This window comes from Stutzerimonas kunmingensis (genome assembly GCF_021432085.1).
Taxonomy (GTDB): Bacteria; Pseudomonadota; Gammaproteobacteria; order Pseudomonadales; family Pseudomonadaceae; genus Stutzerimonas.
Map to the genome: position 1 here is coordinate 3,420,907 of NZ_CP090366.1, position 16,220 is coordinate 3,437,126.

Sequence of the window (16,220 nt, forward strand, 5' to 3'; positions counted from 1 at the left end):
TAGGTTTAGCGGCGGCCTGCCGATCAGGTGTGCCTGCTGTCGAAGTGACTGCAAGCCACTTCAGGTTGCCTTTCGGCGTTTCGCTGAGCGTCCTTGCTCAGGCCTGAGGGTTAATTTGAAGGTTTCTGCTCTCAGCAGGCGTACCTATCCCGTGAGCGGTGGCCCTTGAGGCAAAAGCTTGGCCATGCGTCGCAGGTTCTGCACCGCCGCCGCCAAAGTGAATTCGTCAGTGGCACCTGTCAGGCCGCGCAGTCGTAAACGATCGAGTTTCATGATCCGTTTGAGGTGGGCGAACAGCATCTCCACCTTCTTTCGTTCGCAGCGAGAGACGAGGTATTCCGGTGTCTTGGCGATGCGCCTGGCCACATCGCGGGCAGCCTCATGGATACTGCGGACGATCTTCCGATTCGGCGTGTTGGGGCAGCATTTCGCTTTCAGCGGACAGGTAGTGCAGTCGGTTTGGCTGGAGCGATAAATGATGGTGTTGGCCTTGGTCACCCGCGATCTTTTCTGGGTGAAGGCGCGCCACTCACTGCGTAGTGGTTTGCCGGCTGGGCAGCGGTATTCATTGGCCTCCTGGTTCCAGTGGAAGTCGTTACTGGAGAGGCTGTCGTCCTTGCGCTCAGTCTTGTCCCACACCGGCACATGCGGCTCGATGTCCTTTTCTTCGACCATCCAGGCCAGCATCGGGGCGGTGCCATAAGCGGTATCGCCGATAAGGCGTTCCGGTGTGAGATCGAACTGAGCTTTGACACGCTCGACCATCGTCCTAGTCGAATCGACTTCGGCGGTACGGTGCGCCGGGGTAGCTTCCACGTCCATGATCACACCGTGCTCAGTGTCGATCAGGTAATTCGTGGAGTAGGCAAAAAAGGCCGGCCCACCTGGCGCTGCTGTCCAACGGGACTGAGGATCTGTGAGCGAAATTTTCTTGGGAAGAGCCTCAGCCAGCGCCTCTTCATCAAGGGCTTCGAGGTACTCGCGCACTGCGCGGCTGCTGAGCTTTGGATCGTTCCAATCGACCTCATCTCCCGCTACCCCACGTTGCCGGCTGGCATCCGCCTTGATGATGCTAGCGTCGACGGCAAAACCTTCGCCCTTGACTAGGCCGGCTGCCATGCAACGCCGCAGCACCTCATTGAACAACCAGCGGAACAGATCGCTGTCACGAAAACGCCCATGGCGATTCTTCGAGAAGGTCGAGTGATTGGGGACTTCGTCTTCCAGACCCAGCCGGCAGAACCAGCGATAGGCCAGGTTCAGGTGCACCTCTTCGCACAATCGCCGCTCGGAACGAATGCCATAGCAGTAGCCGACGACCAGCATGCGCACCATCAATTCCGGGTCAATCGAGGGGCGTCCGATGGGACTATAGAAGTCCGCCAGGTAGGCGCGCAGATCACTAAGATCCAGGCACTGGTCGATGCTGCGCAGGAGGTGTTGAGCCGGGACGTGATCTTCTAGGTTGAACGAGTAGAACAGGCGCTGCTGTCCTCCCGGTAACTGCCCCATCATGCTGTTCGCCCCCACGCTCGCTGACAGAGCAATTTTGCCAACGGCATGGAGAGGCCGCTACTTTTTCAACAGAATCGGCCGGAAGCTGTCGCTGGGCCAGGCATTGCAGATGGAGTACGCGCTAAGCCTGAATTGCTGTCGCCACCCAGAGTTCGCCGAAGGCGTCCGTGCCCGCCTGATCGACAAGGACAATAGGCCAGGCTGGCATTGGCCGGACGCCCTCCACGTTCCGCCAGCGGTGGTCGAGGCGCACTTCGAGCCGACCTGGGAAGGGGATCATCCACTGACCGGCCTGGCCTGAATGCCCTCTCATCACCGATAGTAGTGCTGACGGCCGCCCCTATCGTAATGAGGCCGTAGCCGATGATCGCGCCCATCCCTGATCAGCGGCGGACGCTGCTGGCGATGTTCCTGGCGCCAGTAGCCACGTCGCTCGAAGCCGCGATGGCGGTCGTAGTATTGCGGCGGAAGCTGACTCTGATAACGCGGCGGCAGGTTGCGCGGGTACTGCGGATAGTGGGAATAAGGGCTTCGCGGGTCGTATTGATGCGGACGGTTATGCTGACGATAGTCCCGGTCATAGTGTCGCGGCCCCGGGTTGTAGTAGCGCGGACTCTCCGCCTGGAAGACCCAGACGCCGTCTCGCCGCTCCGCATGGGCCTGCAGGCTCATGCCCAGGCCGACACAGAGCAGAATAAGCAGTGAAGAACGAATGCTCATGGAAACCACCTCCGATGGCGTCACAGGCTTCGATTCATCAGACCACAACCGTGAGACAGCTGCAGAAACAGCGGACAACCGGCAGCTCTGACACGACGTCATGCGTCGCGCGAGGACCGCGACGGGCCGCCGCACCTTGTATGGCTGCCGCTGCTTCCCGATAATAGCGGCCCTTTAGCCCCACGGCTCTCGCAGAGCGGACGGAACGGGAATAGACCCTAGATGACCGAACTCGCCCTGATCATGGTTAGCGCCATCCTGGTCAACAATTTCGTGCTGGTGCAGTTCCTCGGTCTGTGCCCGTTCATGGGCGTCTCGAAGAAGATCGAGACCGCCATCGGCCTGTCGCTGGCCACCACCTTCGTGCTGACGCTTGCTGCCATGTGCAGCTACCTCGTCCAGCAGTATGTGCTCAAGCCGCTGGACCTCGAGTTTCTACGCACCATCAGCTTCATTCTGGTGATCGCGGTGACCGTTCAGTTCACCGAGATGGTGGTGAACAAGACCAGTCCGTTGCTGTACCGCGTACTCGGCATCTTTCTGCCGCTGATCACCACCAACTGCATCGTGCTCGGCGTGGCGCTGCTCAATGCCAACAAGGCCGAATTCACCTTTCTTACCGCCACCGTCAACGGCTTCGCCGCAGGGCTGGGCTTTTCCCTGGTGCTCGTACTGTTCGCCGCCATGCGCGAGCGCATCGCCATTGCAGACGTGCCGAAGTCGTTCCAGGGCGCGGCGATCGGCATGGTCACCGCCGGCCTGATGTCGCTGGCATTCATGGGCTTCACCGGGCTGATCAAGCTATGAGCGCAGTCGTCATCGCGATCCTCGCCCTGCTCGCGCTGTGCTTGCTCGGCGGCGCCATCCTCGGTTTCGCCGCTGTGCGCTTTCGTGTCGAAGGCGATCCGATCGCCGAGCAGATCAATGCCCTGCTACCCCAGACCCAATGTGGCCAGTGCGGCTATCCGGGCTGCAAACCCTACGCCGAAGCCATTGCCGGCGGCGACAAGATCAACAAGTGCCCACCGGGCGGCGAAGCGACCATCCAGGCCCTGGCCGATCTGCTCGATGTCGAGGCGGAGCCGCTGGATGCCGAGGGTGGCGAAAAGCCGCAGATGGTCGCCTACATCCGTGAAGCCGAGTGCATCGGCTGCACCAAGTGCATCCAGGCCTGCCCGGTTGACGCCATCGTCGGTGCCGCGCGGCAGATGCACACCGTGATCATTTCCGAGTGCACCGGCTGCGACCTGTGTGTCGAACCCTGCCCGGTGGACTGCATCGACATGATCGAAGTCGGCAGCAACCTGCAGAGCTGGAAATGGAACCGGCCGCTGGCGCCCGGCCAGCTGATCGCAACTGATCGGGAGCAGGCCGCATGACCGCACTGAAGATCTGGGACATCCACGGCGGCATTCATCCGCCGGAACACAAGGATCTGTCCAACCGCACCCCGATCCAGCCGGCCCCGCTGCCCAAGCGCCTGGTCCTGCCACTGACGCAGCACCTCGGAGCGCCGGCCGAGCCCTGCGTCACTCTTGGCGAACGGGTACTCAAAGGTCAGCAGATCGCTGTCGCCAGCGGGTTTGTCAGCGCGCCGCTGCATGCTCCTACCTCCGGACTGGTCAGCTTCATCGGCCCGCAGCCCTACCCGCATGTATCAGGCATGCTCGCCAACGCGATCGTCATCGACAGCGATGGCGAAGACAAATGGATCGACCTGCATCCGCAGCCGGATTACCGTGAACTCGAGCGCCCTGCCCTGCTCGAGCTGATTCGCCAGGCCGGCATCAGCGGCCTCGGCGGCGCCGGCTTCCCCACCGCCGTGAAGCTCAGCCCCCCGCCGACCCAGACGATCCGCACGCTGATCATCAATGGCACCGAGTGCGAGCCCTACATCACCGCCGATGACCTGCTGATGCGTGAAAAGGCGGCCGAGCTGGTCGCGGGGATCGAGATACTCGCGCACCTGATTCAGCCGCAAGAGGTACTGATCGGCATCGAGGACAACAAGCCCGAAGCGATCGCCGCAGTGCGGGCTGCCATCGGCGAGCGCCCCTTCACGTTGAAGGTCTTCCCAACCAAGTATCCGTCCGGCGGCGAAAAGCAGCTGATCCAGATTCTCACCGGAGAAGAGGTTCCCAGTGGCGGCTTGCCGGCGGATATCGGCATGCTCTGCCAGAACGTCGGAACCTGCGTCGCCATCCACGACGCCGTGCTCCTCGGCAAGCCGTTGATCTCGCGCATCACCACTCTGACCGGCGAGGCGCTGGCGCGGCCGATGAACGTCGAGGTGCTGATCGGCACCCCCGTGGATGAACTGCTGGCCTTCGCCGGTCTCGATCAGCACAGGCTCAACCGTCTGATTATGGGCGGCCCGATGATGGGCTTCAGCCTGCCATCCCTTGAGGTGCCGGTGGTCAAGACCACCAACTGCCTGCTGGCGAGCACGCTGGAAGAGCTGCCGCCACCGCCGCCCGCTCTGCCGTGCATCCGTTGCGGAGAGTGCGCCGAGGCCTGCCCGGTCAGCCTGCTACCGCAGCAGCTGCATTTCTTTGCCCTCGGCCAGGAGCATGAGCAACTCAAGGCCCATAACCTGTTCGACTGCATCGAGTGCGGCGCCTGCGCCTACGTCTGCCCCTCCAACATCCCCCTGGTGCAGTATTACCGCGCTGCCAAGGGTGAGATCCGCGAGCTGGAGCAGAAGCAGCAGAAGGCCGAGCACTCCAAACAGCGCTTCGAGCTTCGCCAGGAACGTCTACGGCGCGCCGAAGAACAGAAGGAAGCCGAACGCAAGGCCCGTGCCGAACGTGCGGCACGCGCCAAGGCGGCGCAAAGCGAGAGCGGCCCGACCGCGACCACAGCCGAGACGGCGGCCCCGGCACAGAAGACCAGCCTTTCCGAAACGCAGAAGAAACTTAAGATCGAGGCCAGCATGGCCCAGGTCGCCCTGAAGAAAGCCGAGAAGCAGCTGGCCACCCATGCCACTGCCGAGCTGGAAGCCCAGGTTGCCGATCTGCGCAACGCCGCCGAGGCCGCGCAGCGTGCGTTGGATGCCGCCATGCAGACGGACTCCGCTCCGCCCGCCACTGCGCCAGGGCCAGACGATGCCGTTGCGAAAAAAGCCAAGATCGAAGCCGCCATGCTCAAGGCACAGATTCGCAAACTGGAGAAGGTCGAAACGCCGGACGACGACCAGCAAGCCGAACTCGCCCGTCTACGTCAGCAGCTGAACGACGCCGAACAGGCGCTGACCGCCGCGCAGAGTGCAGCGCCCGCTCCCGCCGCCAAGCCGGCCGATGACGAAGCACTGAAAAAAGCCAAGATCGAAGCTGCCATGCTCAAGGCGCAGATTCGCAAGCTGGAGAAGATCGAAGCACCGGACGACGCCCAACAAGCCGAACTCGGCCGCCTGCGCCAGCAGCTGCACGACGCCGAACAGACGCTGGCCGCCGCGCAGAGTGCAGCGCCCGCCCCCGCCGCCAAGCCGGCCGATGACGAAGCCCTGAAGAAGGCGAAGATCGAAGCCGCCATGCTCAAGGCGCAGATCCGCAAGCTGGAGAAGGTCGAAACGCCGGACGACGACCAGCAAGCCGAACTCGCCAGCCTGCGCCAGCAGCTGCACGACGCCGAACAGGCGCTGACCGCCGCGCAGAGTGCAGCGCCCGCTCCCGCCGCCAAGCCAGCCGATGACGAAGCACTGAAAAAAGCCAAGATCGAAGCTGCCATGCTCAAGGCGCAGATCCGCAAGCTGGAGAAGGTCGAAACGCCGGACGACGACCAGCAAGCCGAACTCGCGCGCCTGCGCCAGCAGCTGCATGAAGCAGAGCAGGGCCTCAGTGCCGCGCAGAATTCGGCGCCAACACCGGATGCGAAGCCAGCCGCTGACGATGCACTGAAGAAAGCCAAGATCGAACTGGCGATGAAGCGCGCCGAACTCAAGAAAGCCGAGAAAGCCGGCGCCGAAGAACCGGAGCTCAGCCGTCTGCGTGATGCGCTGAGCGCAGCGGAGCAAGCGCTGCACGCTGCCGAGGATGCTTCGCAGAAACCCGCGCCCGAGCTGGTACGGACCAGCAAGCCGGGAGTCGATGATCGCCAGCGAGCGCTCAAGACCGAGCTCGCCTTTGCCCGAGCCGATCTGCGCAAGCTTGAGCGCGACGAGAACGCAGAGTCCGCTGCAATAGACGCTGCCCGCGCACGGTTGAGCGAGGCGGAACGCCAGATGGCGGAATATCAGGACTCATGAACCCACGGCTCGAGACGGCAGCAACCTTCGTCGCCTGGGTGAAACACCAACACATAGAACGGACACAAGGCGTAGGCTCCCCAGCCTGCACCCAGTCAACGCGTTAGAACCGGAGAGCCAATGGCCCTGCCCCGCATCACTTCGCCCCATGCCAAGGGCCCCAGCCGTACCCAGCGCGTCATGCTGCTGGTGCTCGCGGCTACCCTGCCCGGCGTGATCGTGCTGACCTGGCTTTACGGCGCCGGTACGTTGATCAACATGGCCTGGGCCTGCGCGGCCGCTCTTGGTTTCGAAGCAGCGATTCTGAAGCTGCGCCAGCGTCCGGTAGGCTTCTTTCTCCGCGATGGCAGCGTGCTGGTTACCGCTGTGTTGCTGGCCCTCGCGCTGCCGCCCTACTCACCCTGGTGGCTGACACTGATTGCCACTGGTTGCGCGGTGGTCTTCGGCAAACAGCTGTATGGCGGCCTTGGCCAGAACCCCTTCAACCCGGCGATGATCGGCTACGTGGTGGTGCTGATTTCCTTCCCGGTCGAAATGACAACCTGGCCTGTGCCGCACAGCGTCGGGCTAGGTGCCGGCCTGCAGCACATCCTCGGCATCGCCTCGCTGCCCGATGGCTGGACCCAGGCCACGGCCCTCGACGTACTGAAGGTGAACAAAAGCCTGACCATCGACGAGCTGTGGAGCAATCCGGCGTTCGGCCACTTTGGCGGCATCGGTTCGGAGGTGGTGAACCTGGCTTTCCTGGCCGGCGGCCTGTTCCTACTGCACAAAAGGCTGTTCAGCTGGCATGCGCCAGTGGGCATGCTCGCCGCGCTGGTGGTGATGAGCCTGGTGTTCTGGAATGGCTCGGGCTCTGATAGCAACGGCTCGCCGCTGTTCCATCTGCTCAGCGGCGCCACCATGCTAGGCGCGTTCTTCATCGTCACCGATCCGGTCAGCAGCGCCACCAGCCCGCTCGGGCGTCTCATCTTCGGTGTTGGCGTCGGCATTCTGGTCTACGTCATCCGCGCCTGGGGCGGCTATCCGGATGGCGTGGCCTTCGGCGTGCTGCTGATGAACCTGGCGGCACCCACTATCGATTACTACACCCGCCCGCGCACCTACGGCCACCGCAAGGCCGAGCGCGGCTTCAAGCTGGGCGAATGACATGATGCTTCCGGAAATCAGCCGTTCCATGCTGAAGAACGCCGCGGTGCTGGGCCTGTTCGCAATTGTCACCGTAGGCGCGGTGACGCTGCTTCAGCAGGGAACCGCCGAACGCATTCAGGCCGCCGAACGCGCCGCACAGGTTCGCGCACTGGGTGAAATTTTGCCCGCAGGCAGTTATGACAATCACCTGCTCGACGACAGCGTGCTGATCCAGGACCGCTTGCTCGGCAACAAGAGCCCTCTGCCCGCTTATGTCGCAATCAAGGATGGCCGGCCAAGCGCCGTGATCCTCCAGGCCATCGCGCCGGATGGCTACAGCGGCGCGATTCACCTGCTGGTGGGCATCCACGCCGACGGCCGGGTCGCCGGTGTCCGCGTCATCGGCCATCGTGAAACGCCAGGACTGGGCGACAAGATCGAACTGGCGAAAAGTCCTTGGATTCGCAGCTTCGAAGGCAAGTCGCTGAGCAGCCCCGAGGCCGACGGCTGGGCGGTGAAGAAGGATCGCGGCGAGTTCGACCAGTTCGCCGGCGCCACCATCACCCCCCGCGCCGTGGTCGGCGCCGTGCACCGCGCCTTGCAGTACTTCGATGCGCACAAGGCCGAGCTGCTGGCAACCGGCGGCGAGACGACCGGGGCCGTCGGCGACGCCTTGGAAAGCCGCATCGAGCCCGCCGGAGCCACCGTCCACTCACGCGCCGGAAGTGCCGCCACCCGCGACGAGCTGCAAACCAACGAGCCTGAAGCCGAGCCGCAAGGGGATCAGCCATGAGCGCACCCAGCTATCGCGAACTGACCGTCAACGGACTGTGGAAGAACAACCCGGCGCTGGTCCAGCTGCTCGGGCTCTGTCCGCTGCTCGGCGTCAGCAACTCGGCGGTCAACGCACTCGGACTCGGCCTGGCGACGATGCTGGTGCTGACCTGTTCGAACATCGGCGTATCGCTGGTGCGCGGCGTGGTCAACACCGCGGTGCGTCTGCCGGCATTCGTGATGATCATCGCCGCGCTGACCACCTGCATTGAGCTACTGATGCAGGCCTTCACCTACGAGCTGTACCAGATCCTCGGCATCTTCATCCCGCTGATCACCACCAACTGCGTCATCCTTGGACGCGCCGACGGGTTCGCCGCCAAACACAATCCGCTGATCGCAGGCTTCGACGGCCTGGTCATGGGCATCGGCTTCTGTCTGGTTCTGGTGGTGCTCGGCGGCCTGCGCGAACTGTTCGGCACCGGTGCGCTGTTCGCCAACATGCACCTGCTGTTCGGCCCGATCGCCGCTGACTGGCAGATCACTCTGTTCAGCAACTACAAGGGCTTCCTGTTGGCGATTCTGCCGCCTGGCGCCTTCATCGTGCTCGGCCTGCTGATTGCGCTGAAGAACCGGATCGACCAGCAGCTTGCCGAACGTGCCCGCGCCACCCAGCCCGCTGCGCCGGCCACCAGCCGCCGCGTACGCGTAACCGGTGTGATCGAGTGAGCCCGTTCCGATGAATGCCGAAAAACGTCGGGAAATCTTCCGGCGCTTGCATGAAGACAACCCCGAGCCGAAGACCGAGCTGGCCTACAGCACGCCCTTCGAGCTGCTGATCGCCGTGATCCTCTCGGCCCAGGCCACCGATGTCGGCGTGAACAAGGCCACTGCCAGGCTCTACCCCGTGGCCAACACCCCGGAGGCGATCTACGCCCTCGGCTACGACGGCCTGTGCGAGTACATCCGCACCATCGGGTTGTATCCGAGCAAGGCGAAGAACGTCATCGAGACCTGTCGCATCCTGATCGAGAAGCATGGCGGCCAGGTGCCGGACAATCGCGAGGATCTGGAAGCCCTCCCCGGGGTGGGCCGCAAGACCGCCAACGTGGTACTGAACACGGCATTCCGCCAATTCACCATGGCGGTGGACACGCACATCTTCCGGGTCAGCAACCGCACCGGCATCGCCCCAGGCAAGAACGTTCTGGAGGTCGAACGCAAGCTGATTCGTTTCGTACCGAAGGATTATCTGCTCGATGCACACCACTGGCTGATCCTGCACGGCCGCTATGTCTGCAAGGCGCGCAAACCATTATGCGGCAGCTGTCGGATCGAGGATCTCTGCGAATACAGGCACAAGACTTCGGACGATTGAGTGCGCTAGCGAAAAGCTTGCATCGCGATTGAAAAAAACTTTTTTACCGGCTCCCGATTTGCGGCTATAAGGTGCGCCAAGAGCGCCCCGTAGCCTTGGAGTGAACAAGTGGCCGAGAAAGAAGACATTCAGATCGAAGACGATTTCATCGCCGAAGATGACGATGAGAGCAGCGAAGCTCCCGTCGAGGTCGCCAAGACCAATCTGACCAAGCGCCGAATCATCGACAACCTGCTGGAGGAACGCCGCCTGCAGAAACAGTTGAACGACTTCGACTTCGATCTATAAAAGAAAAAGCCCCGAAAGGGGCTTTTTCATATCTATCTATCAGTCAGCGCGCTTCGGCGATAACATTTCTATCTTGTAGCCATCCGGGTCTTCAACGAAGGCCAGAATGCTCGAACCGTGCATCATCGGCCCCGGCTCCCGGGTGATCTTGCCGCCACGGGCGCGGATGTCCTCGCAGGCCTTGTAGACATCTTCCACTTCCAGGGCGATGTGGCCGTAGCCATTACCCAGCTCGTAGGTCTCGACACCCCAGTTGTGGGTCAGCTCGATGACGCTGTTGTGCGCCTCGTCGCCGTAACCGACGAAGGCGAGCGTGAATTTGCCGTCCGGATAGTCTTTGCGGCGCAGCAGGGTCATGCCCAGCACTTCGGTGTAGAAGGCGATGGACTTTTCCATATCGCCGACACGCAGCATGGTATGCAGCAGTCTCATGATTCAGGTCTCCTCGTTCGGCAGCGCTTGTGGCAGTGCAGAAAGTACAACCCCGGCACATGGCCGGGGTCGGTTGGCTCAGGCGCGCCAGCTTATCAGAACTGGGTGCGGCCCTTGCCGGCAGCGATGCGCATGCGCAGGGCGTTGAGCTTGATGAAGCCGCCGGCGTCCGCCTGGTTGTAGGCGCCGCCATCCTCTTCGAAGGTCGCAATGTTGGCATCGAACAGCGAATCGTCGGACTTGCGGCCGACGACGATGACGTTGCCCTTGTACAGCTTCAGGCGCACGACGCCGTTCACGTTGACCTGGGAAGCGTCGATCATCTGCTGCAGCATGCTGCGCTCGGGACTCCACCAGTAGCCGTTGTAGATCAGGCTGGCGTACTTGGGCATCAGCTCGTCTTTCAGGTGCGCGACCTCGCGGTCGAGGGTGATCGACTCGATTGCGCGGTGGGCCTTGAGCATGATGGTGCCGCCGGGCGTCTCATAGCAGCCGCGGGACTTCATGCCGACATAGCGGTTCTCGACGATGTCGAGGCGGCCGATGCCATTTTCGCCGCCGATGCGGTTCAGCTCGGCCAGGACCTGAGCTGGAGTCATGTCCTTGCCATCGATGGCGACGATGTCGCCCTTGCGGTAGGTCAGTTCGATGTAGGTGGGGGTGTCCGGCGCCGCTTCCGGCGACTTGGTCCAGCGCCACATGTCTTCTTCGTGCTCGGTCCAGGTGTCTTCCAGCACACCGCCCTCGTAGGAGATGTGCAGCAGGTTGGCATCCATGGAGTAAGGCGACTTCTTCTTGCCGTGGCGCTCGATCGGGATGGCATGCTTCTCGGCGTAGTCCATCAGCTTCTCGCGCGACAGCAGATCCCACTCGCGCCAGGGAGCGATCACCTTGACGCCAGGCTTGAGCGCATAGGCGCCCAGCTCGAAGCGCACCTGGTCGTTACCCTTGCCGGTGGCACCGTGGGAGATGGCATCGGCACCAGTCTCGTTGGCGATCTCGATCAGGCGCTTGGCGATCAGCGGACGGGCGATGGAGGTACCCAGCAGGTACTCGCCTTCGTAAACGGTGTTGGCACGGAACATGGGGAAGACGAAGTCGCGCACGAACTCTTCGCGCAGGTCGTCGATGTAGATTTCCTTGACGCCCAGAGCCTGCGCCTTGGTGCGCGCTGGCTCGACTTCTTCGCCCTGGCCGAGGTCGGCGGTGAAGGTCACCACTTCACAGTTATAGGTGTCTTGCAGCCACTTCAGAATCACCGAGGTGTCCAGGCCACCGGAATAGGCCAGAACTACCTTCTTAACGTCCGCCATGCCATCAGCTCCACGGGTTGTACGGAAAGCCTGCGATTCTACCGGTCATGGGCTGGCTTTTACAGGGGCGCGCCGCTGCGGCGGCAATCAAGACGACGGGACGGCGGGAGCCGAGGGCGCAGGAGGCGCCGCTTCTCGCGCCAGGCGCAAGGTGACACGCCGATTCTTCGCGCGATTGGCCTCGCTGCTGTTGGCCACCAGCGGATAGCGCTCGCCATGGAAGCGCAGGGTGATCTGCTCCAGTGCTATGCCGTTGGCGACCAGGTACTCCTGAACCGCCAGTGCGCGACGGCGCGACAGATCACGATTGAGCAGGCGATTGCCGCTGTTGTCCGAGTGGCCATCAAGTTCGATGCGATTCACATTGGGATCGGCGCGCATGTACTGCAGAACGACATCGAGCCTGGCGCGCCCCTGAGCGTCCAGCACCACATCGCTGCTCGGGAAACCGATCTGCGACTGGCGCACCTGATCGAAATTGACTGGCAGCAGCTTGGCCGTACAGGCGCGGTAGTCCTCGTAAGCCTTGCCGAAGCGCGCCGGCAACAGGCGAATCTCCAGGGTATCGCCGCCGTGCATGGTGCGATGCCGAACCACCGGGCTACGCCCTTCGAGCAGGCCGCTGAGCAGGCGCCCGGCCTGTAGCTGGGTGCTGTTGAACGGAATATCGCCACCACTCACGGTGACCACGCCGAGATTGATATCGCTGCGTGACGGTTGCCAAGGCGCCGCTGCGGCAAGCAGTGTCGCCGAGCCGGCGCGAAGCCAGCGCTCCGGCGAGTGCAGACGAAAGACCGCCTGTTCGCCGGCACGCCTGACGAACTCGCCGCTGCCGAAACCGGCGATGGGCTGGGTCAGTCGACACTCGAACTGATCGCCCTCCACCTGCCATTGCACCCGTTCCAGCCGCGTCTGGAATGTCAGGGCGTTGGCCGGTGAAGCGAGCAGGCACAACAGTACGAGGGGGCGCAGGCGCACGATGAACTCCGAGAGGATGCGTATTCCTTCTAGGTATCGGTGCCCGACCGGCAAACTTGAGTGTGTCACGGTCAGTGCCCAAGCCTGGCAGACGAAGGCAAGATGCCGTCTCCGGGCTTTTCCGGTAGCATTCGCGCACGTTTCACCCGCCTGGAAACCCCTGCATGTCCGACCGACTCACCCTGTTGCGCCCCGACGACTGGCACATCCACCTGCGCGACGGCGCCGCCCTGCCTCACACCGTCGCGGATGCTGCTCGCCAGTTCGCCCGCGCCATCATCATGCCGAACCTGGTGCCACCGGTACGCAATGCCGACGAGGCCGAAGCCTATCGCCAGCGCATCCTGGCGGCTCGGCCGGCCGGCAGTGATTTCACGCCATTGATGGTGCTCTATCTCACCGACAGCACCAGTTCTGACGATATCCGCCAGGCCAAGGCCAGCGGCTTCGTGCATGCCGCCAAGCTATATCCGGCAGGCGCGACCACCAACTCCGCTTCCGGCGTGTCCGCGATCGACAACATCTTCGGTGTGCTGGAAACCATGGCCGAGGTCGGCCTGCCTTTGCTGGTCCACGGCGAGGTCACGCGCAGCGAGATCGATATCTTCGATCGCGAGAAGCATTTCATCGACGAGCAGTTGAGTCGCGTCACCGCGCGCTTCCCAACCCTGAAAGTAGTGTTCGAGCACATCACCACCCGTGACGCCGTGCAGTTCGTCCAGGCGGCAGGCACCAACGTCGGCGCCACCATCACCGCGCACCACCTGCTGTACAACCGCAACCACATGCTGGTCGGCGGCATTCGTCCGCACCTTTTCTGCCTGCCGGTGCTCAAGCGCAACGTTCACCAGGAAGCCCTGCTGGATGCCGCCACCAGCGGCAACCCGAAGTTCTTCCTCGGCACCGACTCGGCCCCCCACGCACAGCACGCCAAGGAAGCTGCCTGCGGTTGTGCTGGGTGCTATACCGCGCATGCGGCCATCGAGCTGTACGCCGAAGCCTTCGAGCAGCGGCAGGCGCTGGACAAACTGGAACCCTTTGCCAGTCACTTCGGTCCGGATTTCTACGGTCTGCCGCGCAACACCACGCAGATCACCCTGGTGCGCGAGGAGTGGAACGTGCCGGCCAATCTGCCATTCGGTGAGCAGGTCGTCGTGCCGCTGCGTGCCGGGGAACGACTGCACTGGCGTCTGGAGACGAACGCATGAGCGAAGAACACTTCGAAGACGAGCTCGAAGAGCACCTGCCGGGCAAACCCCGCTCGCCGATGGCGCGGCGTTTCCGTGGTTTCCTGCCAGTGGTGATCGATGTCGAGTGCGGCGGCTTCAACAGCGCAACGGATGCGCTGCTGGAAATTGCGGCCGTGACCATCGGCATGGACGAGCAAGGCCTGCTGTACCCGCAGGACACCTTGTTCTACCGCGTGGAGCCTTTCGCTGGCGCCAACATCGAGGCAGCCGCGCTGGAGTTCACCGGCATCAAGCTCGACCATCCGCTGCGCATGGCCGTGCCCGAATCGCAGGCCCTGACCGATATCTTTCGCAGCGTGCGCAAGGCGGTGAAATCCGCCGGCTGCAAGCGCGCGATTCTGGTCGGTCATAACAGCAGCTTCGACCTGGGATTTCTCAACGCAGCGATCGCTCGTTGCGAGATCAAGCGCAACCCGTTCCACCCCTTCTCCAGCTTCGACACCGCCACCCTCGCTGGCCTTGCCTACGGCCAGACTGTGCTGGCCAAGGCCTGCCAGGCCGCCGGGATCGACTTCGACGGCCGCGAGGCGCACTCGGCCCGGTACGACACCGAGAAGACCGCCGAGCTGTTCTGCGGCATCGTCAATCGTTGGCGAGAAATGGGCGGTTGGGAAGAGTTCGACGAGTAACGTCCGGGATACGGAGCATCGGGGCGAAGGCCCGCTTTGCAATGCCAGCAGTCGAGATCGACGCTGTAAACGAAAAAAGGCCAGTCATGCGACTGGCCTTTTTTGTATTACCGCAGCGTTACAGCGGCTTACCCCGGTTGCCGTGCTGGCCAACGAAGGCCTGAACGGCCTTCAGTTCGTTCGGCAGCACCGTGCAACGCTCGCTGCGTTCGAACAAATCAGCCAGATGCGCCGGCAGGGCAAGTGCCTGGCCAATACCCGCCTTCTCCACCGCATCCGGGAATTTCACCGGGTGCGCGGTGCCCAGTGTCACCATCGGGATGCTCAGGCTGCGACGGCATTCGCGCGCGGCATGCACACCGATAGCCGTATGCGGATCGAGCACCTCGCCGGTTTCCTTGAAAACCTGGGCGATGGTGGCGCAGGTCTGCTCGTCATCCACAGCCAGCGAATCGAACAGCTTGCGCGCTTCGGCCCAGCGTTCCTCTTCCACCGACAGCTTGCCGCTGGCACGGAAACCATCCAGCAATTCGGCCACGGCCTTGCCGTTGCGACCATGCAGGTCGAACAGCAGACGCTCGAAGTTCGACGACACCATGATGTCCATCGACGGCGACAGCGACGCGTGCAGGGTGTCCTTGTCGTAGCGGTTGCCGGACATGAAGCGATGCAGGATATCGTTGCGGTTGGTGGCAACGATCAGCTGGTTGATCGGCAGGCCCATGTTGCGCGCCAGATAGCCGGCAAAGATGTCGCCGAAATTGCCGGTCGGCACTGAGAACGCCACGGAGCGCGCCGGACCGCCGAGCTGCAGCGCAGCGTGGAAGTAGTAGACGATCTGGGCCATGATCCGCGCCCAGTTGATCGAGTTGACTGCCACCAGACGGGTGCCCTTGAGGAAACCCTGGTCGGCAAAGCTGGCCTTGACCATCTCCTGGCAGTCGTCGAAGTTGCCTTCGATGGCGATGTTGTGAATGTTGTCGCCGAGGATGGTGGTCATCTGCCGGCGCTGCACCTCGGATACGCGGTTGTGCGGGTGCATGATGAAGATGTCGACGTTGTCGCAGGCCTTGCAGCCTTCGATGGCCGCCGAACCGGTATCACCGGAGGTGGCGCCCATGATCACCACGCGCTCGCCACGCTTGGCCAGCACGTGATCGAGCAGACGACCGAGCAGCTGCAAGGCGAAATCCTTGAACGCCAGGGTTGGGCCGTGAAACAGCTCCAGCACCCACTCGTTGCCGTTTAGCTGACGCAGCGGGGCGATGGCGCTATGGGCGAAGACGCCATAGGTTTCTTCGAGGATTCGCTTGAAGTCGGCGTCCGGAATGCTGCCGGCAACGAACGGGCGCATGACCCGAAAGGCCAGCTCGTGATACGGCAGGCCGGCCCAGGAGGCAATTTCTTCCACGGTGAACCGCGGCAGGTTCTCCGGCACGTACAGGCCGCCATCGCTGGCCAGGCCGGCCAGCAGGACGTCTTCGAAGTTCAGGGCCGGCGCCTGGCCGCGAGTGCTGATGTAGCGCATTTGTTCAAACCTTCGGTTCGAGCGGCAGGCTGGCGCTGCAG

16 protein-coding genes and 1 pseudogene are annotated in these 16,220 nt (G+C 62.9%); 11 read left to right on the forward strand and 6 right to left on the reverse strand.

Annotation, left to right across the window (positions count from 1 at the left end; genetic code table 11):
* Positions 1–144: 144 nt before the first annotated feature.
* Positions 145–1,515 (reverse strand): IS1182-like element ISCfr1 family transposase, encoded by a 1,371-nt coding sequence (locus LW136_RS16205; RefSeq protein WP_003116647.1) that lies wholly within the window; start codon positions 1,513–1,515, stop codon positions 145–147.
* A 70-nt stretch (positions 1,516–1,585) separates the two neighbouring features.
* Between LW136_RS16205 and LW136_RS16210 the strand changes: the two are divergent.
* A pseudogene (locus LW136_RS16210) lies at positions 1,586–1,816 on the forward strand (enoyl-CoA hydratase/isomerase family protein); the annotation flags it as partial.
* An 11-nt stretch (positions 1,817–1,827) separates the two neighbouring features.
* On the opposite strand, the gene LW136_RS16215 reads toward LW136_RS16210, so the two are convergent.
* On the reverse strand, positions 1,828–2,235 hold the full coding sequence (locus LW136_RS16215) for a hypothetical protein (protein ID WP_041014729.1): 408 nt from the start codon (positions 2,233–2,235) through the stop codon (positions 1,828–1,830).
* Positions 2,236–2,457: 222 nt separating this feature from the next.
* Between LW136_RS16215 and rsxA the strand changes: the two genes are divergently transcribed.
* From rsxA to LW136_RS16255, 8 genes are all read left to right on the forward strand, one after another.
* Positions 2,458–3,042 (forward strand): electron transport complex subunit RsxA, encoded by a 585-nt coding sequence (gene rsxA, locus LW136_RS16220; protein ID WP_003282096.1) that lies wholly within the window; start codon positions 2,458–2,460, stop codon positions 3,040–3,042.
* Positions 3,039–3,614 (forward strand): electron transport complex subunit RsxB, encoded by a 576-nt coding sequence (rsxB, locus tag LW136_RS16225; protein ID WP_003302265.1) that lies wholly within the window; start codon positions 3,039–3,041, stop codon positions 3,612–3,614. Before rsxA ends, rsxB begins: the two co-directional genes overlap by 4 nt.
* Positions 3,611–6,478, forward strand: coding sequence for an electron transport complex subunit RsxC (rsxC, locus tag LW136_RS16230; protein WP_234173188.1), 2,868 nt, complete (start codon positions 3,611–3,613; stop codon positions 6,476–6,478). Before rsxB ends, rsxC begins: the two co-directional genes overlap by 4 nt.
* Positions 6,479–6,598: 120 nt before the next feature.
* Positions 6,599–7,627, forward strand: a complete 1,029-nt coding sequence (locus tag LW136_RS16235; protein ID WP_042926734.1) for an RnfABCDGE type electron transport complex subunit D — start codon at positions 6,599–6,601, stop codon at positions 7,625–7,627.
* A gap of 1 nt (position 7,628) precedes the next feature.
* Positions 7,629–8,402, forward strand: coding sequence for an electron transport complex subunit RsxG (rsxG, locus tag LW136_RS16240; RefSeq protein WP_044316532.1), 774 nt, complete (start codon positions 7,629–7,631; stop codon positions 8,400–8,402).
* Complete coding sequence (locus LW136_RS16245) at positions 8,399–9,112, forward strand: electron transport complex subunit E (protein WP_044316533.1); 714 nt, start codon at positions 8,399–8,401, stop codon at positions 9,110–9,112. Before rsxG ends, LW136_RS16245 begins: the two co-directional genes overlap by 4 nt.
* A 10-nt stretch (positions 9,113–9,122) precedes the next feature.
* Positions 9,123–9,761, forward strand: a complete 639-nt coding sequence (gene nth, locus LW136_RS16250; protein ID WP_014819502.1) for an endonuclease III — start codon at positions 9,123–9,125, stop codon at positions 9,759–9,761.
* A 108-nt stretch (positions 9,762–9,869) separates the two neighbouring features.
* Positions 9,870–10,049, forward strand: a complete 180-nt coding sequence (locus LW136_RS16255; protein WP_003282969.1) for a PA3496 family putative envelope integrity protein — start codon at positions 9,870–9,872, stop codon at positions 10,047–10,049.
* Between the two features lie 39 nt (positions 10,050–10,088).
* Here LW136_RS16255 and gloA read toward each other — a convergent pair whose 3' ends face one another.
* The 3 genes from gloA to LW136_RS16270 all read right to left on the reverse strand — a co-directional run bounded on the left by gloA (position 10,089) and on the right by LW136_RS16270 (position 12,772).
* A complete protein-coding gene (gene gloA / locus LW136_RS16260; protein ID WP_044316534.1) occupies positions 10,089–10,481 on the reverse strand; it encodes a lactoylglutathione lyase in 393 nt (130 codons plus the stop codon).
* 95 nt (positions 10,482–10,576) lie between these two features.
* Complete coding sequence (locus LW136_RS16265) at positions 10,577–11,794, reverse strand: argininosuccinate synthase (protein ID WP_041014740.1); 1,218 nt, start codon at positions 11,792–11,794, stop codon at positions 10,577–10,579.
* An 87-nt stretch (positions 11,795–11,881) separates the two neighbouring features.
* Positions 11,882–12,772, reverse strand: coding sequence for a flagellar protein MotY (locus LW136_RS16270; protein ID WP_014819500.1), 891 nt, complete (start codon positions 12,770–12,772; stop codon positions 11,882–11,884).
* 164 nt (positions 12,773–12,936) lie between these two features.
* Here LW136_RS16270 and pyrC point away from each other — a divergent pair, with 164 nt between their 5' ends.
* On the forward strand, positions 12,937–13,980 hold the full coding sequence (gene pyrC / locus LW136_RS16275; protein ID WP_234173189.1) for a dihydroorotase: 1,044 nt from the start codon (positions 12,937–12,939) through the stop codon (positions 13,978–13,980).
* Entirely contained in the window at positions 13,977–14,651 is a 675-nt protein-coding gene (gene rnt / locus LW136_RS16280; protein ID WP_023444744.1) for a ribonuclease T, read from the forward strand. The genes pyrC and rnt overlap by 4 nt, the downstream gene beginning before the upstream one ends.
* A gap of 118 nt (positions 14,652–14,769) precedes the next feature.
* Here rnt and thrC read toward each other — a convergent pair whose 3' ends face one another.
* Positions 14,770–16,179: a threonine synthase gene (thrC, locus tag LW136_RS16285; protein ID WP_014821234.1), complete on the reverse strand. Its 1,410-nt coding sequence runs from the start codon at positions 16,177–16,179 to the stop codon at positions 14,770–14,772.
* Between the last annotated feature and the right edge of the window lie 41 nt (positions 16,180–16,220).